Raw genomic sequence first — 15905 nt, 5'->3', positions numbered from 1 at the left:
GCGCCTGAATCGCCTGGGAGTTCGTCGCTTGGTCCGGACCGTCTGCCCGCACGATTGCCCCTCCGCCTGCAGCCTCGACGTGCAGGTGGCCGACGGCCGGGTCGTCTCGGTCCGGGGCGGCGACAACCCGTACACCGCCGGCGTGATCTGCGCCAAGGTGAGCCGCTACGGCGAGCGCGTCCACCACCCGGACCGGATCCTGCACCCGCTCGAGCGCGTCGGTCCGAAGGGCGGCGGCCGGTGGCGGGAGATCTCCTGGGACGCGGCTGTCGACCGCGTGGCGGCGGCCTTCACGGAGGCTGCCGAGCGCCACGGCCCCGAGGCGGTCTGGCCGTACAATTCCGGCGGCACCATGGGCCTCGTCCAGCGCGACGGCATCCACCGGCTGACGCACGTGATGGGCTACTCGCGACGCAAGCGCACCATCTGCACGGCCATCGCCGCCGCCGGCTGGAGCGCCGGGGTCGGCCGCATCGCCGGGCCGGACCCGCGCGAGATGGCGCTCTCCGACCTGATCGTGGTCTGGGGCGGCAACCCGGTGAGCACCCAGGTCAACGCGATGGGCCACATCAGCCGGGCCCGCAAGACGCGGGGCGCCAAGCTCGTGGTGATCGATCCCTACCGCACCGGCACCGCGGCGGCGGCCGACCTCCACCTCGCGCCCAGGCCCGGGACCGACGGGGCGCTGGCCTGCGCGGTGCTCCACGTCCTGTTCCGCGACGGCTACGCCGACCGAGCCTACCTAGCGGCCCATGCCGAGGACACGGCGGCGCTGGAGGCGCACCTCGCCACACGCACGCCCGACTGGGCGGCTTCGATCACCGGCCTCGACGCGGCGGCGATCGAGGCCTTCGCGGCGCTCTACTGCGCGACGCCGCGCAGCTACATCCGCTGCGGCTTCGGCTTCACCCGGACGCGCAACGGCGCCGTGAACCTGCACGCGGTGACCTGCCTGCCCACCGTGACCGGTGCCTGGCAGCACGAAGGCGGGGGAGCGCTCTGGCAGAACGCCGCGATCTTCAACTGGGACAAGAGCCTGACCGAAGGGCTCGACGCCAAGACTCCTGGGGTGCGCGAACTCGACATGAGCCGGATCGGCGCGGTGCTGGCCGAGGATCCCGAGGCGCTGCAGGGCGGCCCGCCGGTGCGCGCCCTGCTGATCCAGTCTGCGAACCCGGCGGCGTCCGCGCCCGACAGCAACCGCGTGCGCGCGGGCCTGATGCGGCCGGACGTGTTCGTGGCCGTCCACGAGCAGTTCATGACCGAGACCGCCGCTCTCGCCGACATCGTGCTGCCGGCAACCACCTTCCTGGAGCACGACGACATCTACGGGGCCGGCGGCCATAGCCACATCCAGTCGGGGCCCGCAATCCTGGAACCGCCCGGCGCGTGCCGCTCGAACCACGACCTGCTGGCCGATCTCGCCGGCCGGCTCGGGGCCGAGCACGCGGGCTTCCGCCTGAGCGCGCGGGACCTCGCCGACGCCACCCTGGCCCGCTCGGGCTGGGGCGGCCTCGATCGGCTCGAACGGGAGCGCTGGATCGACGCGCAGCCGGGCTTCGCCGAAAGCCATTTCCTCACCGGTTTCGGCCATCCGGACGGGCGCTTCCGGTTCGGTCCGGACTGGGCGTCCCTCGGGCCGCGCGCGGCCGGGATGCCGGCCCTGCCCGACCATTGGGCGGTGGCGGAGCCGGCCGGCCCGGAGCATCCGTTCCGCCTGGTCGCGCCGCCGGCCCGCCAGTTCCTCAACACGACCTTCACCAACCTGCCCGAGTCGATTCGGCGGGAGGGGCGCCCGACCTGCCTGCTCCACCCCGAGGACGGCGCGCGGCTCGGGATCGCCACCGGCGACCCCGTGGAACTCGGCAATGCCCGCGGCCGGGTGCGGCTGCACGCGCGCCTCGCGGAGGGGCAGCCGCCCGGGATCGTCGTGGTCGAGAGCCTGTGGCCGAGCGCGGCCTTCGCGGGCGGAGGCGGCATCAACGCGCTGATCGGCGACACGCCGGCCGCCCCCAACGACGGGGCCACCTTCCACGACACCGCGGTGTGGGTCCGGGCGGCCTGACGGCGGGCGCGCACCGGCGGAACCCGTCCGAATCGGCGCGGTTGGCTCCCGACAGTCCTTCTCGCGGAGACCGTCATGCGGGCTATCCTCGCCGCCCTGCTGCTGCCGATCGCCACTTCGGCCGGCGCGCAGAGCCTGTCCGCCACCGCGACAGTCCCCGCCTCGGCCTCGCTGGAGCCGATCACGGCGATCGCCAATCCAGGGCAGCTCAGCCTCGGCGGCTCGTCCTCGACCGGTCCCTTTCCAACCCTGTCGGCCCAGACCGGTGGGCTGGTGAATGCCGGCCAGCTGAGCCTGAGCGGCGCAGGCGGCGGTGGCGGCATCGGACCGCCCGCCGGCGGGAGCAGCGCAGGCCAACTCGGCCTCACGGGGGCCGGTCTGACCGGCGGCGTCGGTCTCACGGCGTCGCGCGGCTCGACCGGCACCGGCAATACCATCGGCGCGGCCGGGACGCGGAACGGATTCGGCACCTCCACGAACGCCGCCCTCGGCGCGATCTCGGGCAACACCCTGTCTTCGAGCTTCGGCCTGACGGGGCTCGGGATCGGATCGGGTCTCACCGCGGGCCTGGGCTTCGGGTCCGCCTCGACCTCCCTCACGACGACCTCCGTCGGCAGCATCGGGTTCATGACCGGCGCCCCTTCGAATGCGGGCCTGGTCACCTCCGCCGTCGGCGGTGCGGTCGCGAGCAGCGCCGGGTTCGCGGCCAATTCCGCCGCCATACCGGTCGTCGTGCCGCCCTCCGGCAACGGTGGGGCGGCCAGCGGAGCGGGGATTGCGACCGGCTCGAACGCGGTGACGAGCCGGGGTCTTGACAAGGTCCAGGGGACGAGCGCGGCCGGCGGCGGATCGACCGGCGGTGCCGGCATCGGTGGGGCGGCTGCGGCGAGCCGGACCACAGATGTCTGCGGCGGTGCGATCGCGGAGGCCTGCCTCGCCGGGGCCGGCACGTTCTGACGATTCGGAGCCGTGACCCCGGGCGGAACTGCAGAGGTGAGCCGTCGTTCATTTTGTGCCGGCAATTCGGCCGGGACAGGAGGCGGGGATGACCGTCATGCTGGGCCGCGTCTCGCTCGCGGCCGTTCTGGTTCTGGGGGGGTCGGGTGTCACCATGGCGCGTGAGGCCGGCTCCCCGGCCCGAGGCGCCAAAGTCCACGCCGGCGGGCTTCACGGCATCGGTTTCAACGAGCCGAGGTTCAGGTCCGGCATGCATATGGGGAAAGACCAGCCGTATACTTGGCCGGTCGGCGACCGCTATCATCCGGTATCCAAACCCTTTTATGGCCGGTCGTACTAAGGACCGCCCGGCCAGCGCGTCTCGACGCGCCGGCTTCCCTGCAGTGCGAGGGGAGAGCCTCGGAGATTGCGCTATGCGGGTGCGGTGTCGCCTCGTCCTCGCGGCCCTGGCCGTCGCGCCGTTGCCCGCCCATGCCGGCGAATTCGCATCGGCGCGCCCGGTGCAGGGGATGGCGATCCCGCTCGCCGATCCCGGCATCGCGAGCGGCGCTCCCCCCGTTGCGCCGCTGCCCGAGACAGCCCCGTCCGCCCCGACACCGCTCCCGACCACGGCGGACCTGACCGGCGGCCGCAGGCGGATTCCCACGCTCGGCAGCGGTTTTCCATCGACCGATGGCCGGCTTCCGAACCAGCGCACCGGGCCCCGGCACGAGCATGTGGTGCACGACATCTGCATCGGGTGCTGAACGGGACCGCGCCGGGGCGGTTCGCCGATCCGGCAGGCAGGGCCGCCGACCCGGCATTTTTCCTGAATCGCCACGTCCTGAGGGGGCGTACCGGAAGCACGTCCGCTCAGGTGCTTGCTCTTGCATCACGTTCGCTGTCGAACCGGTGACGGCTCCGGCCAATGATGCCGGTAGGACCTCGTGAAACTCTCGATCACCGAGAGTTCTTCGCCTGCAAGGCCCGGCGCAGAGGGCGTCCTGTGAAAGGCGCTCAGTGAAACACGCCGAGGAACCACAGCAGCAGGATGATCGGGATCGGGATCCCCAGCAGCCAGAGAAGTCCGCCCTTCAGCATTGTGGCCTCCGTTTCCTCGGTTCGCTCTGCCCGGTCGTCGGGCAGTTCACCGCCCTCAACGCCGGGGCGCGACAAACCGATGCGTGCAAAGGGGCCGGATTACGCGCGGACGTTGAAAATTCGACTGCTGCAGGGGGCGGGAGGACTGTTCGCCCGGATCCAGCGCGGCGAGAGGATGTCGCCGGCCTCGGTGATGATCCAGGGTTGCGCATCCTCGGCCGCGGCTGCGAGGGCCTCGCGCAGGGTCGCGAACGGACGACCCTCCGCGGAGCGGCCGAGCGAACGGCTCGGCCACACGGTCAGCTCGGCGCGCTTGTCGAGGTCGGCGGGCGCCATGCTGTCGCTCCGGGAGGCTCTGGAATGGGCGTGGGTCTCGCGCAGCCGTGTGACGCGGATCCGGCGAACGCATTGCCGATTCGTATCGGCGCCATCACGAAGCCGCGACACGGTTCCCGCGCATGCGGCCGCCCGCATACCCGCCCGTTTCGTAATCCCGCGACCAGATCCCCGCAGAGGCAGCGGAACGGCGATCGAACCGGCGCGGCTGCAGTGGGGCAAAATTAAATCTCTCGCCGTCTCAATTTTCATTTGAGAGTTCATCAGTGGAAATTTAGTTCATTTGAGCTGAATGCATGACGGCGGCCGTCGAGAAACCGGATTGTCCATGGGTCATTGGGACGATCACTGCAAAACCGTTCCGGATCTGCGCTATGGTGCAATGCGCAATCAGCATACCGCATCGCACAAAAGCATGCTCTCATAGGGTTTGCCGATCGCACCCCGCGATCGAACCGGAGTCGCACCATGCGCACGATCTTCGTCCTCGCGTCGGCCGCGCTCACCTCGGCCGCCCTCTTCACCGGTCCCGCCGCCGCGGATGACCGTCTGCACCTGACGCCGCCGCTGTATCGGGATCAGGCCCGCGCCGCGCAGCAGGTCCACCCGGTCGGCGACCTGACCACCACGCCCCAGCCCGTTCGGGGCATCGGAACCGGAAGCCACCGGACGGTCTCGGCCGTCGAACGGCCGATGGTCCAGGCCTCGATGGAAGCGGTTCGCTGAGCGCGCGTCCCGAGCATTCGCCGGCGGAGTGGATACCCCTCCGCCGGGGTATCGGCGCCTGAGCCGCCCGGTCCGGCGTCGCGGTGGGCGGGACGAACGCGGCCAGCCGTAGCAACGACCCCGGATGACGCCGCATCGCGAAGCCGGTGGAACACGCCCCGCAGGGAACGAGCGCACCGCTCCGGCTATCGGATCCAGGACGAGGCTCCGGGCCTTCGATCTTGCATCCGCGATGTCCGAAAGCCGGCCCCCACCTTTCGGGGGCGGCTCTAGACGATGCGTAATTCCTGGGCGGCGGCCATGGGCGAGACGCCACGCCGGATGAGACGGCGCGTGCGCGCCTGCTGCTCCATCTCGGCGCTCAAGGCTGCGCCCGCCGCCCGGCAGGTTTCGACGCAGAGGTCCAGCCAAGCATACTGCGCCGCCACCGCGAGAAGGGCGGCATTCTCCGCCTGGCACATGCTCAGCCGGAGCCCCTCGTCCGCCAGACGGCCGACCTCGCCGTACATCATTCGCAACTCCGCGTTCCGATACGACCGGCGGCACTCGGACGCGTCGCCGGCCCACGACCCTGGACGGCGGCCCCGAGGAGCCCGCTGCCTCCGGCCTGCGATCAGTGCGTCGCCTTCTCGACGGCCTGTTGCGCCTCGTGGCCCATCTGCTGGGCCGCATTCTGCCCCTGCTCCACCGCCTTGCGGGTCGCCTCGGCGCCCTGCTGCATGGCCGTTCCGGCGCGCTCTGCGCCCTGCTGCATCGCCGCTTGGGCGAGGCCCCCCATCTCCTTCGCCTGGGCCTGCATCGCCGCGAAGCGCTCGCGCACGTACTCGGCCTGGATCTGCGTCGCCTCGGAGAGGGAGCGCGCGGCCGCGAGCTTCTGGGCCAGGTCGAACGCGGCCTGGACGTTCTGCTCAGCGTAACCGAGGCCGCGGGCATACATGTCCTGCGCGTTGGTGCGCGCGAACTCGGCCGAATCCTGGACGGTATCGGTCGTACGCCGCGCGGCGGCGATGAAGCTCCCGAAGGCCTTGCGGGCCTGATCGAGGCTGGATTCGGCGAGGTCGCGCATCTGAGGCGGGACCTCGTAGCCGGGAATGTTCGCCATGGTTGGACTCCTGTGGGCCCCGCATCCTGCTGCGGCCCTGTTGATTGCGCATTGCACGAGGTCGATCGTCCAGGGATGGGCGGGGAAGCCGCCGCCCGGACCGCCCGGATCCCGGTCTCGCGCCGGACGACCGCGTCCTCGCCGTCGCCCTTCTGCGACCGCCCGACCTCCCGGGTGCCGGTCGCGACCGCCGACGGCTCGTCCGAAGGGGCCGGCTCGGCTTCCGCCGGCCTTCCCCCCGGATCGGACGGGGCGCGGGTCCCGTTCCGATCCGAGCCGGTATCGCAAAGGTGTGCTGCGGTTTTGCGTCAAAAACCTGGGCTCGCTCCCAGAACCCGAGCCGGCTCGCGCTGGCCTGCCGACGCAAGTCTGCTTAGGCGTTGGGTGGGGTGCGTCCGTCATCCGGGGCCTTCCTGCCCCATGGCAACGCGGCGCCGGCCTCGCGGGTCCCGGATCCGCAGGAGGCGGGATCGGGCCCGCAGCGCTATATGCTCACCGGAGAGCAAGGAGAGCGTCGTGTTCACCGTCAAGGGGATCGATCCGTCCGGCCGCGTCATGACCTTCGCGTGCGGGACCGACGAGCAGGCCATGGAAAAGACCTGGGAACTCGCCCGGCGCGGTTTCCGCGAGATCACGGTGGCCGATCCGAAGGGCAAGGAGATGTCCGCGGCCGCATTCGAGCGGTCGCTGGATATCGATTGGGAGTGAGCCGGCGCCCGATCGGGCCACACGGTTCGGCAGCCTGCGCTGTTTTCGCAGACCCCATAAGGCTCCAGGGCATCGCCACGAGACGCGGCCGCCGGCTTTCCAGCCGAGGCTCTTGGACGTCTCATCGCAGGCGGCCCGGGGCGTACGCTAGCTTATCGTGGTCTCCGATTCAGACGTCCTGGATCCAATGGCTCCGTGACCTTCTGTGGTTGCTGGACGAACGCCGGCGTCCGCCGGGCTCTGCGCCGATCACCCGCCAAAGGGCACAGGACCTATTGGCAATCCCGTTGTTTCACGGGCATCGCATCGTCCTGAGCCGAAGCCCGGGCCGCGTTCCGCCCGCGCACGAAGCACCCGGGTGCGCAAAAACCGCACCGCGCGCTCTGCGGCGACCGTTTCAGTTCGGGAAGTGCCCCAACGCAAAGACGTAGGATCGCGCGTTGCCGGGGCGTCAGGCCGGCTCCGGTTCGCGCCGGATGCTCGGCCGGGTCGACCATCCGACCTCCGGCTCGTCCGTCATGGCCCCGATCTCCTCGGCCTTGCGCCATACTGCCTGGCAGATGAGGAACTCGTTGCTCGCATCGATGCTGAGCACGAACCGGTCCGGGACGATGTCGGCGTCCGGCAGCGCGACGCGGACGCCGCCTGCGGAGCGATCGTACACGATACAGGGCAGGCTTCGATGCTCGTCGACCGAAATGCTGCCGGTCTCGTTCAGGAGCGTCCGCGGGGTGCTGCGTCGTTCAAACATCGCCGCCTCATGGAAATCGGTGGGCGGAGGATCGGCGAATCAGTTTCAAAATTGATCTTCGAAAAGCATCGGATTCTCGCGATCCACAACAAGCTGTGAATCGCAGTGTTCGCCTGCTCATGGGCAATCTTCACCCATGGGTCAGAGATTTGGCGTCCGGCCACCAAAGCGGCGGCAGGCCGGGAGGCCGCCACCGCTCTGCGCCGAGCCAATTTCTCGCAGGGACGCCCGTCGTCGAGGCACGCCCGGACGGAGCGGCGTCTGCTTCGACAGCCGCCTACCCGGTCACCACCTCGACCAGGGTCGCCAGGAAGCCGAGCGCCACGGCGCCGATCCCGCTCATGAACATCACGTCCCACCCGGCGAATTCTTTCGATCGGGGCGCGCGGGTGAAGGCAAACACCGTGAGCGCCACGCCGCATACGACGAGGGCGATGGCGATGTAGATCGGTCTGGACATGGCGTAATCCTCCTACGCCGGCACCTCGGCCCTTGAGGCTCTTAGGTGGACGATCACAGCCGGCGTGATCTGTTTAATGTCGTCTGTCATCGAAACATGACAGACGTTCGAAGGCGGAACAAGGAGATAATCTGTTCTGCACTGCAGACCGCGAGGACGCTTGCATCGCCGACATCTGGTCCCGGCGGTGCCAGATTGGCCGCCTGCGGCCGACCCCTTTCGGATTTCGGCTCCCCGCTGTGGCCTCCAAACGACAGGCGCGTTTCGAGGCCGTCGGATCCCGCCCGAGGGGGCAAGAGCCCCCGGCGGCCCCGAGAGGTCAGGGACTGCCGGGTGAGGATTCAGTCGATGAAGACCCGGACGCCGTCGGTATTGAGGATGTCGCGCTGGTCGGCGCACCATTGTTCGGCGCCCACCGCCTCGATCTCCTTGGCGACGCGTCGGCCCTCCTCGGCGATGGCGGCCTCGGCCTGACGGCGGCCGACCGCGGTGTCGAGGGCCCGGCGGACGGTCCGGGACAATCCCTCCGAGACCGCATCGTCGACGGAGTGGAACTTGCGGCAATACAGGACGATGCCCGCCTGTGCGCCGACGATCCGCACCAGCCCCGCGATGGTCTCGGTCCGCTTGTCGTCCTCGGCGGCTGCGGCGGCGCAGGACAGGGTCGACGCGGCCAGTATGGTGTTGAGCAGGGCGCGTCTCATCCTGGGGCGATCCTCCGGTCCTGAAGCCCAGCCGCGCGATGGCGCGGAGCGGTGCGGGCACGCCCGCGGCAGCGGAAATAGGGCGACCCCCGCAAGATGCCGCCCCGGGGCCCGGGATGTGCCGAAGCGACATCCGATCGCGGTTAGGCTTCGACGCACGCGCCCGAGCCTCTACCGCGATCCCGCGTGCCGTGAGCGGTCCAGGGCATGATCCGTGACGCGGGATCCGGTCTCCCGAAGTCGCCACAGGAGGCCGGACATGCAAAGCGTGACGCCATTCCGGTGAGACGGCATCGCGCTCGCGTGCCCTGTTTCGACGCGCTCTCTGGCGCCGAACCGGCATCCCCGTCGGCGAGATCGCTCGAGAGCCCGGTTCCATCTCACGGCAACGGCATCAGGCTCCATCTCTCTGATGCCGCATGACGGTTCCGGAAAGCCGGATCCCACCTCCCCGCACCATGCTCCAACGGCGGTCTGTCACTTCCGGGCGGCCATCATGTCGTGGGTGAGCACGGTCAGCTTGCCGATCAGGCTGGTGATGTCGGCGCCCTTGCACGACCACTGCGTGCCGATCGCCTCGCCGTCCGCCGAGACGGAGACGACCGCCACCGAGCGCAACCGGCCTTCGCGGGCGAGCGCGAGCTGGTCCTGCAGCACCGCGATCACCGATGCCGTATCCTCGTCGGCCACGGCGGGCGCGATATGCGCCGGGAACGCCACGACCGAACTCGGCCTCGTCTGCTCTGGCTTCATCATGCTTCGACCCCGCGCCTGTCACTCTCGGTGTCCGGCGTGGGCATCAGCTTTGTGCAGAGTGTGGCAGCTTGTCCGTGTTGCGCGATGTCCCTGACCAGTGTTGCCGCGCGGCAACGATCCTGGCGCAGGCCGGTGATCCGGATGCGCCGGGCGATCCATCGTGGCGATGAAGGGTCGAGGCTGGCGGCGCGCGGTTCGCGGATCATGGATCCGGAGGGCGCGCACGCCAGAACAGCATCGCGGTTAGAGCGGCGGCCGCGGCGGAGTGCCGCCGCCGGACGCCTCCGCGCGATTCACGCGGCCTTGCGGCCCTTGCGCTCGCGCTCGGCCATGGCGCCGGGCTGGCCCAGGCCGATCGCCTTGGCGAGGGCGGAGCGCTGCTCGGCGTAGCTCGGGGCGACCATCGGGTAGTCGGCGGGCAGGCCGTAGCGCTCGCGGTAGCTGCGCGGATCGAGGCCGTGGCTGGTCAGGTGCCGCTTCAGCGTCTTGTAGGTCTTGCCGTCGATGAAGCTGACGAGGCCGTCGTGCTGGACCGATTTGCGGATCTGGGCCGGGCCCGGCTTCTCGACGGCGGCGCGCGGGGCCGCCCCGGTCTCGAGAATGGGCGCGCCGGAGGCGAGGCCTGCGATCGCGCCGTGCACGCGCGCGATCAGGGCCGGCAGCTCGGAGGCCGGAACCGGATTGTTCGAGACGTAGGCGGCGATGATATCACCCGCCAGCTCGATGAAATCTAGAGTGTGCACAATTTTTTCTTCTGTCACTTTAAGGTTCCCGGTGCGCCCCTCACGGGCGATTTGCTACTTTTGGCGCCCCAATGCAAGTTACAAAACCGCTCGATGCGGTGCATCCCGGGCACGATCCGTCGGCATGCTCCCTGCGCCGGCCCGGAAATTCTGGCAACATTGACGCGTGAACTATCCTGCGCCGATCGGCGATCGACTATCGACTGTGGCAGTGTTTCTCCACCGCGCCCGATCGGGCGACGGCTCACCGGCTCGTTGCGGCTGGTGATTCGGATCCGGCGGACGACGGCCCGGGCCAAGAAGCCCCCGGTCCGGGGCCGCGCCCCCCGCGGCCTCTCCCTCTCGGTGACGCGGGCGCGCGGCCGTGGCATTGCGCGGCCATGCTGATGCTCGCGCTCCTCCTCGCTCTCCTGGCCGTCCTGACTGTCATGATCGTGACGCGGCGCTGGACTGGCCGGTTGGCCTCGCTCGCGACCCTGATCGCGGGCGCGATCATGGCCCTGTGGCTGGCCCAGGTCGGGCTGCTGCCCGGCTCCACCGGCCCTTTGACGCCGGAGCGGCCCCGCGTTCCCGGGCTCGATCGCTAACGATCCCGTAACCGTGCCGGCGCGAGCATGGGCCATGCCCACGCTGTCCGCCCCGCGCCTGCTCACGTTCCTCGTCTCGGCCGTGCTGATCGGCCTGGCTGTCGCCAGCCTCTACACCCGCATCCCCATGGTCGGGCGCACGGTGGTGGCGCACCGGCAATGGTTCTTCATCGGCGCCTACGCCCTGCTGGCGCTTGGGGTCACGACGCGCAGCCTGTGACGGACCGGGCCCGGCTCGCGCCCGGTCCGATTCGGTCGTGATCGCTCTATCGCAACGCCGCCGCGTGCTTCAAAGGAACCGGCATGGCGATGAAGACGACATTCGTGGTGCAGCCGTTCGAACTGCATCGGAAGCGGCTGCGGCCGGCCCGGCAGGAGCCGGCCCAGAGCGAGTTCGGCGCTCTCAAGAAGGCCGAGGCCCTGGCCGGACGCATGCCGGGCGCGGCGGCGCTGAAGGTGGTCGCCGACGACGAGACCGGGGAACTCGAGGGCGTGACGATCCTCGGCCAGTTCGGCGACGTGCCGGACGACTTCGCCGAAAGCCTCCAGGGCGGCTGAAACGGGCGGGCGCCCGCCGGGCTCTCGTCCCGGGCTGCGGGTGCGACACGGGCTACACTGGGCCGACGATCATCAGAAACTACGTAGAAACAACGTAGCACGACCCTTGCAAGCTGACGTGCTCGCAGAGCCAGATCCGTGCCCCGCTATTTCATCGATCTCCACGACGGTGCCAACCTCGTTCGCGACCGTAAGGGCTTCGACTTGCCCGACCTGGCGGCGGCGCAGGCGCAGGCCGTCCGCATGATGACGCGGATCGCGCAGGGACTCACGGATCCGCAGGTGCGGCAGGATTACGTGATCGCCGTGCGCGACGAGCACGGGGTCGTCCGCCTGCGGCTCCGCCTGTCGTACGATGTCGAGTCCGGCTGAGAGCGGCAGCGGAGCGTGTTCCGGGCGACCGCGCCGGGATAGCGTAGGCGCTCGGCGCGTTGCTGCCGGGCCGATATCGGCCCGAGGATCGAGGCGATCGCATGAGACGCTCAGGAATCGCGGCCGGGTCCCTCATGGCGGCGTTGGTGCTGCTCGTATTCGCCACCGGGCGGTCGGCGACGGCCCAGACGACCCCCCCGCCTCAGGTCGGCTCGGCCGCTGCCACGCCCGACAACGCCGTGCTTCTGACGGTCTTCCTCCGCCACGACCAGTCGCGTCCGCTGGCCGCGCTGAACGACGAACTCGCCAGGCAGGGTTTCTACAAGGCCTTCCCGCCGCCGGGCATCGAGGTCGTCTCCTGGAACGTCGTCATGGGCATCGGGCAGATCATCACCCTGCGGCTGCCCGCCTCCCGCCTGCGCGAGGTCAACCGCGTCCTGGAGGACACCGCCTGGGGGGCGTACCGCACCGAGTTTTACCCGACCTATGATTACAAGGCTGTCGGTCTTGCGGAGCACGAGAAGGCGCAGTGAACCCGGCATCGGCCGCCCAGGTCGAGCGCAGTCGCGTGGCCGCCGGTGATCAACTGCCGGCCGGCGCCGGCCCGAAACCGAGCGCGTCGCTCCACAGGCAGGGGTGGCCGAGGCGCTTGGCCTCGTACATCGCAGCATCCGCCCGCTCGACGAGCGCGAGCGCCCGGGAGGCGTGCTGCGGAGCGCAGGCCACGCCGATGGCGGCCCCGACGCGGACCGGTTGCCCGGCGGCGACTGCGTAGGGTTCGGCCAGCCGTCCGTGGACGCGCTGCGCGAAGGCCAGCGCTGTCTCCGCCGTGGCATCGCCCAGGAGCACGGCGAACTCGTCGCCGCCGAGGCGCGCGGCGGTGTCCCGCTCGCCGAGACTCTCCCGGAGCCGCTCGGCCATCTGCCGAAGCAGCGCGTCGCCCACGGCGTGGCCGTAGCGGTCGTTGACCGGCTTGAAATCGTCGAGGTCGATGCAGAGCAGGGCGCAGCCCCCGCTGTCGGGACCGGCGGTGGCCCGGTCGAGCCGGGCCTCGAACAGGTAGCGGTTGGGCAGGCCGGTCAGCGGATCGTGGTGGGCCATGTAGCGCAGCAGCGACTCCGCCCGGCAACGCTCGGTCACGTCCTCGTAGAGCGCGACCCAGCCGCCGGCCGCCTGCGGCTGGAGCGTGATCGCGATCTGGCGCCCGTCCACGAGCGTCTGCAGCAGGGAGCCGGTTTCGCGCCGGGCGAGAATATGCCGCCGCTCCGCCCAGATCTCCGATGGATCCTGCCCCGCCTTGAGGCCCCTGGCGATGTTCGCCGCGATCAGGGTGCGGGCGTGCATGCCGGGCCTCACCTGCGTGGCCGGCTGATCGAAGATGCGCCGGTAGCCGTCGTTGACGAACAGCAGCCGGTCGGTGGCGTCGAACAGGCAGAAGCCGTGCGGCAGGCTGTCGAGCGCGCGGATGATCCTGGCGCCGAGCCGCCGGTCTCGACGGAGCCCATATGGCTGCGGACCGAAGATCGGGCCGCGCTCGCGCCGCTCCCGCTTCGCCGAAACCCTGCCCGTTCGCGCCATCATGGCGACCCCCTTCAAGCGTCCGGCCGGGACCATGCCCCGCTCGGCCGCTGGACGCTCCATCGGAAACTGCTTCCGGAGCGTCATAGAATGGGATTCCTTTCGCCTACCTTGACGAAATCGACGTGCGTCCGGGGAGGCGCGGCAATCGCGATTGCGCCTCACAAATATTCACGATTCGGCGCCGGCACGCACGAAAGATCGATCACCTAGAGTTGCGCTTCGAGCCGGCGGAATCGAGCGTGATGTCGGGATGACCGCCGTGACTTCTTCCCACGGCGGTCGCCCTTACCTCGTTTCGCGCCGCCTTGTCCGTCCAAAGCTGCGATCGCGCTGCCGGAACATCAGGGCGCGTCGTGCACGCCGTGGTGCCCGTCGAGGACCGTGTCGCTGGTCGGGACCGTCTCGGCCACGGCCTGCGCCCGCCGGAGATCCGGCGCGGTCGCCTCCGCGACGAAGGCCGCCACCGCCTCGGCGAGGGGGAGCGTGCGGGTCTGCGGGCTGCCGAGCCTGCGGATCGAGACCGTCCGCTCCTCGGCCTCGCGCCGGCCCAGAGCCAGTAGAACCGGCACCTTGGCCAGCGAGTGTTCCCGGACCTTGTAGTTGATCTTCTCGTTGCGCAGATCCGCCTCGACGCGCAGGCCCGCGCGCTCCAGGGCGCGCACGACGTCCCGGGCATAGGCGTCGGCCTCGCCGGTGATCGTCGCCACCACCACCTGGACCGGCGCGAGCCAGAGCGGGAAATGCCCGGCGAAGTGCTCGATCAGGATGCCGGTGAAGCGCTCCATCGAGCCGCAGATCGCCCGGTGCACCATGACGGGCGGCTTCCTTGTGCCATCGGCGTCGATGTAGAAGGCGCCGAACCGCTCGGGCAGGTTGAAGTCCACCTGCGTGGTGCCGCATTGCCAGTCGCGGCCGATGGCGTCGCGCAGGACGTACTCGAATTTCGGCCCGTAGAAGGCGCCCTCCCCCGGGTTGACCGCGGTCTTGATCCGGCCGCCCGACTGTTCCTCGATCTGCGCCAGCACCCGGGTCATCACCTCTTCGGCGTGGTCCCAGAGCGCGTCGGAGCCGACGCGCTTCTCGGGCCGCGTCGAGAGCTTCACGACGATCTCGCCGAAGCCGAAATCCGCGTAGGTCGAGAGGATCAGGTCGTTGATCTTCAGGCACTCGTCGGCGAGCTGGTCCTCGGTGCAGAAGACATGGGCATCGTCCTGCGTGAAGCCGCGCACGCGCATGAGGCCGTGCATGGCGCCGGACGGCTCATAGCGGTGCACGACGCCGAACTCGGCGAGCCGCAGCGGCAGGTCGCGGTAGGATTTCAAGCCGTGCTTGAAGATCTGCACGTGGCCCGGGCAGTTCATCGGCTTGAGGGCGAACCAGCGCTTGTCCTCGGCCTCGTCGCCCGCCGATTGCGCGGCGAACATGTTCTCCCGGTACCAGCCCCAGTGGCCGGAGGTCTCCCACAGGGCCTTGTCGAGGATCTGCGGGGCGTTCACCTCGGCATAGTCGCCCCGCAGCCGCCGGCGCATGTAGGCGATCAGCTCCTGGAAGATGGTCCATCCCTTGGCGTGCCAGAAGACGACGCCCGGCCCCTCCTCCTGGAAGTGGAACAGGTCCATCTCGCGCCCGAGCCGCCGGTGGTCCCGGCGCTCGGCCTCCTCCAGCCGGTGCAGGTAGCCGTCGAGATCGGCCTGGTTCGCCCAGGCCGTGCCGTAGATGCGGGTGAGCATCGGGTTGTTCGAATCGCCCCGCCAGTAGGCGCCCGCGACCTTCATGAGCTTGAAGGCGGTGCCGACCTTGGCGGTCGAGGTCATGTGCGGGCCCCGGCAAAGGTCGAACCACGCGCCCTGCCGGTAGATCTTCAGGTCCTCACCCGGAGGGATCGCGTCGACCAGCTCGACCTTGAACTGTTCCTGTTTGTCGGCGAACAGCGCGCGCACGTCCTCGCGCGTCCAGACTTCCTTGGTGAAGGGCGCATCGCGCGCGATGATCTCGCGCATCTTCGCCTCGATCTTCGGGAAGTCCTCAGGCGTGAAAGGGGTCTCGCGGTAGAAGTCGTAGTAGAACCCGTTCTCGATCACCGGGCCGATCGTCACCTGCGTCTCGGGCCAAAGGCTCTGGACGGCCTCGGCGAGCACGTGCGCGCAATCGTGGCGGATCAGCTCCAGGGCGCGCGGGTCGGTGCGATCCAAAAACTCGATGCGCGCGTCGTGGGCGATCGGATCGTCGAGATCGGCGACCGTGCCGTCGAGCGCCATGGCGACGGTGCGCTTGGCCAGCGACTTGGCGATGCCCTCGACCACGCTGCGGCCGGTGGTGCCGGCGGCGACCTCCCGCGTGTTGCCGTCGGGGAAGGTGAGAATCGGCATGGTTCGGCCTCTCCAGGCTCAGTCCTGCATACGCGGCAGGTAAGCGTCTT

The 15905-nt window shown here is 69.8% G+C and carries 22 protein-coding genes; 11 read left to right on the top strand and 11 right to left on the bottom strand.

Features of this window, described 5'->3' with window-relative positions; genetic code table 11:
* Positions 1 to 28 precede the first annotated feature (28 nt).
* The 4 genes from Q8W67_RS09725 (at position 29) to Q8W67_RS09710 (ending at position 3768) form a co-directional block, all read left to right on the top strand.
* Positions 29 to 2065: a molybdopterin oxidoreductase family protein gene (locus Q8W67_RS09725; protein ID WP_305544409.1), complete on the top strand. Its 2037-nt coding sequence runs from the start codon at positions 29 to 31 to the stop codon at positions 2063 to 2065.
* A gap of 75 nt (positions 2066 to 2140) precedes the next feature.
* Positions 2141 to 3022, top strand: a complete 882-nt coding sequence (locus Q8W67_RS09720) for a hypothetical protein (RefSeq protein WP_305544406.1) — start codon at positions 2141 to 2143, stop codon at positions 3020 to 3022.
* Between the two features lie 88 nt (positions 3023 to 3110).
* Positions 3111 to 3362, top strand: a complete 252-nt coding sequence (locus tag Q8W67_RS09715) for a hypothetical protein (RefSeq protein WP_305544404.1) — start codon at positions 3111 to 3113, stop codon at positions 3360 to 3362.
* Positions 3363 to 3435: 73 nt separating this feature from the next.
* Complete coding sequence (locus Q8W67_RS09710) at positions 3436 to 3768, top strand: hypothetical protein (protein WP_305544401.1); 333 nt, start codon at positions 3436 to 3438, stop codon at positions 3766 to 3768.
* Between the two features lie 250 nt (positions 3769 to 4018).
* Here Q8W67_RS09710 and Q8W67_RS09705 read toward each other — a convergent pair whose 3' ends face one another.
* Positions 4019 to 4177: a hypothetical protein gene (locus Q8W67_RS09705; protein ID WP_305544398.1), complete on the bottom strand. Its 159-nt coding sequence runs from the start codon at positions 4175 to 4177 to the stop codon at positions 4019 to 4021.
* 24 nt (positions 4178 to 4201) lie between these two features.
* Positions 4202 to 4438, bottom strand: a complete 237-nt coding sequence (locus tag Q8W67_RS09700; RefSeq protein WP_305544395.1) for a hypothetical protein — start codon at positions 4436 to 4438, stop codon at positions 4202 to 4204.
* Positions 4439 to 4906: 468 nt separating this feature from the next.
* Between Q8W67_RS09700 and Q8W67_RS09695 the strand changes: the two genes are divergently transcribed.
* On the top strand, positions 4907 to 5164 hold the full coding sequence (locus tag Q8W67_RS09695) for a hypothetical protein (protein WP_305544392.1): 258 nt from the start codon (positions 4907 to 4909) through the stop codon (positions 5162 to 5164).
* 269 nt (positions 5165 to 5433) lie between these two features.
* On the opposite strand, the gene Q8W67_RS09690 is transcribed toward Q8W67_RS09695, so the two are convergent.
* On the bottom strand, positions 5434 to 5676 hold the full coding sequence (locus Q8W67_RS09690) for a hypothetical protein (RefSeq protein WP_305544389.1): 243 nt from the start codon (positions 5674 to 5676) through the stop codon (positions 5434 to 5436).
* Positions 5677 to 5777: 101 nt separating this feature from the next.
* Positions 5778 to 6266: a phasin gene (locus tag Q8W67_RS09685; RefSeq protein ID WP_305544386.1), complete on the bottom strand. Its 489-nt coding sequence runs from the start codon at positions 6264 to 6266 to the stop codon at positions 5778 to 5780.
* Between the two features lie 516 nt (positions 6267 to 6782).
* Here Q8W67_RS09685 and Q8W67_RS09680 point away from each other — a divergent pair.
* A complete protein-coding gene (locus Q8W67_RS09680) occupies positions 6783 to 6974 on the top strand; it encodes a hypothetical protein (protein WP_305544383.1) in 192 nt (63 codons plus the stop codon).
* A gap of 451 nt (positions 6975 to 7425) precedes the next feature.
* Here Q8W67_RS09680 and Q8W67_RS09675 read toward each other — a convergent pair whose 3' ends face one another.
* The 5 genes from Q8W67_RS09675 to Q8W67_RS09655 form a co-directional block, all read right to left on the bottom strand.
* Positions 7426 to 7725, bottom strand: coding sequence for a PilZ domain-containing protein (locus Q8W67_RS09675; RefSeq protein WP_305544380.1), 300 nt, complete (start codon positions 7723 to 7725; stop codon positions 7426 to 7428).
* A 277-nt stretch (positions 7726 to 8002) separates the two neighbouring features.
* Positions 8003 to 8185 carry a hypothetical protein gene (locus Q8W67_RS09670; RefSeq protein WP_305544377.1) on the bottom strand — a complete coding sequence of 61 codons (183 nt, stop codon included), beginning with the start codon at positions 8183 to 8185 and terminating at the stop codon, positions 8003 to 8005.
* Positions 8186 to 8526: 341 nt separating this feature from the next.
* Positions 8527 to 8889: a hypothetical protein gene (locus Q8W67_RS09665; protein ID WP_305544374.1), complete on the bottom strand. Its 363-nt coding sequence runs from the start codon at positions 8887 to 8889 to the stop codon at positions 8527 to 8529.
* A 477-nt stretch (positions 8890 to 9366) separates the two neighbouring features.
* A complete protein-coding gene (locus Q8W67_RS09660; RefSeq protein WP_305544688.1) occupies positions 9367 to 9642 on the bottom strand; it encodes a hypothetical protein in 276 nt (91 codons plus the stop codon).
* A 296-nt stretch (positions 9643 to 9938) separates the two neighbouring features.
* The gene (locus tag Q8W67_RS09655; RefSeq protein WP_305544371.1) at positions 9939 to 10388 is read right to left on the bottom strand and encodes a MucR family transcriptional regulator; all 450 of its coding nucleotides are present in this window, start codon (positions 10386 to 10388) and stop codon (positions 9939 to 9941) included.
* 380 nt (positions 10389 to 10768) lie between these two features.
* Here Q8W67_RS09655 and Q8W67_RS09650 point away from each other — a divergent pair, with 380 nt between their 5' ends.
* The 5 genes from Q8W67_RS09650 to Q8W67_RS09630 all read left to right on the top strand — a co-directional run bounded on the left by Q8W67_RS09650 (position 10769) and on the right by Q8W67_RS09630 (position 12438).
* A complete protein-coding gene (locus tag Q8W67_RS09650) occupies positions 10769 to 10975 on the top strand; it encodes a hypothetical protein (protein WP_305544368.1) in 207 nt (68 codons plus the stop codon).
* Between the two features lie 34 nt (positions 10976 to 11009).
* On the top strand, positions 11010 to 11195 hold the full coding sequence (locus tag Q8W67_RS09645) for a hypothetical protein (RefSeq protein ID WP_050731805.1): 186 nt from the start codon (positions 11010 to 11012) through the stop codon (positions 11193 to 11195).
* Positions 11196 to 11278: 83 nt separating this feature from the next.
* Complete coding sequence (locus Q8W67_RS09640) at positions 11279 to 11533, top strand: hypothetical protein (protein WP_305544363.1); 255 nt, start codon at positions 11279 to 11281, stop codon at positions 11531 to 11533.
* Between the two features lie 138 nt (positions 11534 to 11671).
* Positions 11672 to 11905 (top strand): hypothetical protein, encoded by a 234-nt coding sequence (locus Q8W67_RS09635; RefSeq protein WP_305544360.1) that lies wholly within the window; start codon positions 11672 to 11674, stop codon positions 11903 to 11905.
* A gap of 101 nt (positions 11906 to 12006) precedes the next feature.
* Positions 12007 to 12438, top strand: coding sequence for a hypothetical protein (locus Q8W67_RS09630; protein ID WP_305544358.1), 432 nt, complete (start codon positions 12007 to 12009; stop codon positions 12436 to 12438).
* Positions 12439 to 12487: 49 nt separating this feature from the next.
* On the opposite strand, the gene Q8W67_RS09625 is transcribed toward Q8W67_RS09630, so the two are convergent.
* Together Q8W67_RS09625 and thrS are read right to left on the bottom strand one after the other, a co-directional pair.
* Positions 12488 to 13570, bottom strand: a complete 1083-nt coding sequence (locus tag Q8W67_RS09625) for a diguanylate cyclase domain-containing protein (protein ID WP_305544354.1) — start codon at positions 13568 to 13570, stop codon at positions 12488 to 12490.
* 257 nt (positions 13571 to 13827) lie between these two features.
* Positions 13828 to 15855 (bottom strand): threonine--tRNA ligase, encoded by a 2028-nt coding sequence (thrS, locus tag Q8W67_RS09620; RefSeq protein ID WP_305544350.1) that lies wholly within the window; start codon positions 15853 to 15855, stop codon positions 13828 to 13830.
* Positions 15856 to 15905 lie beyond the last annotated feature (50 nt).

Source organism: Methylobacterium sp. NEAU K, assembly GCF_030700285.1.
In the GTDB taxonomy this organism is placed as follows: Bacteria; Pseudomonadota; Alphaproteobacteria; order Rhizobiales; family Beijerinckiaceae; genus Methylobacterium.
Note: the sequence above shows the minus strand (reverse complement) of the source record. Positions and strands in the feature narration are given on the sequence as shown.

Excerpts from the sequence above, each read along its gene's own strand:
- Q8W67_RS09720 (WP_305544406.1), top strand. The coding sequence starts at position 2,141 with ATGCGGGCTATCCTCGCCGCCCTGCTGCTGCCGATCGCCACTTCGGCC.
- Q8W67_RS09715 (WP_305544404.1), top strand. The coding sequence starts at position 3,111 with ATGACCGTCATGCTGGGCCGCGTCTCGCTCGCGGCCGTTCTGGTTCTG.
- Q8W67_RS09710 (WP_305544401.1), top strand. The coding sequence starts at position 3,436 with ATGCGGGTGCGGTGTCGCCTCGTCCTCGCGGCCCTGGCCGTCGCGCCG.
- Q8W67_RS09700 (WP_305544395.1), bottom strand. The coding sequence starts at position 4,438 with ATGGCGCCCGCCGACCTCGACAAGCGCGCCGAGCTGACCGTGTGGCCG.
- Q8W67_RS09695 (WP_305544392.1), top strand. The coding sequence starts at position 4,907 with ATGCGCACGATCTTCGTCCTCGCGTCGGCCGCGCTCACCTCGGCCGCC.
- Q8W67_RS09690 (WP_305544389.1), bottom strand. The coding sequence starts at position 5,676 with ATGATGTACGGCGAGGTCGGCCGTCTGGCGGACGAGGGGCTCCGGCTG.
- Q8W67_RS09685 (WP_305544386.1), bottom strand. The coding sequence starts at position 6,266 with ATGGCGAACATTCCCGGCTACGAGGTCCCGCCTCAGATGCGCGACCTC.
- Q8W67_RS09675 (WP_305544380.1), bottom strand. The coding sequence starts at position 7,725 with ATGTTTGAACGACGCAGCACCCCGCGGACGCTCCTGAACGAGACCGGC.
- Q8W67_RS09670 (WP_305544377.1), bottom strand. The coding sequence starts at position 8,185 with ATGTCCAGACCGATCTACATCGCCATCGCCCTCGTCGTATGCGGCGTG.
- Q8W67_RS09665 (WP_305544374.1), bottom strand. The coding sequence starts at position 8,889 with ATGAGACGCGCCCTGCTCAACACCATACTGGCCGCGTCGACCCTGTCC.
- Q8W67_RS09660 (WP_305544688.1), bottom strand. The coding sequence starts at position 9,642 with ATGAAGCCAGAGCAGACGAGGCCGAGTTCGGTCGTGGCGTTCCCGGCG.
- Q8W67_RS09650 (WP_305544368.1), top strand. The coding sequence starts at position 10,769 with ATGCTGATGCTCGCGCTCCTCCTCGCTCTCCTGGCCGTCCTGACTGTC.
- Q8W67_RS09645 (WP_050731805.1), top strand. The coding sequence starts at position 11,010 with ATGCCCACGCTGTCCGCCCCGCGCCTGCTCACGTTCCTCGTCTCGGCC.
- Q8W67_RS09640 (WP_305544363.1), top strand. The coding sequence starts at position 11,279 with ATGGCGATGAAGACGACATTCGTGGTGCAGCCGTTCGAACTGCATCGG.
- Q8W67_RS09630 (WP_305544358.1), top strand. The coding sequence starts at position 12,007 with ATGAGACGCTCAGGAATCGCGGCCGGGTCCCTCATGGCGGCGTTGGTG.
- Q8W67_RS09625 (WP_305544354.1), bottom strand. The coding sequence starts at position 13,570 with ATGACGCTCCGGAAGCAGTTTCCGATGGAGCGTCCAGCGGCCGAGCGG.
- thrS (WP_305544350.1), bottom strand. The coding sequence starts at position 15,855 with ATGCCGATTCTCACCTTCCCCGACGGCAACACGCGGGAGGTCGCCGCC.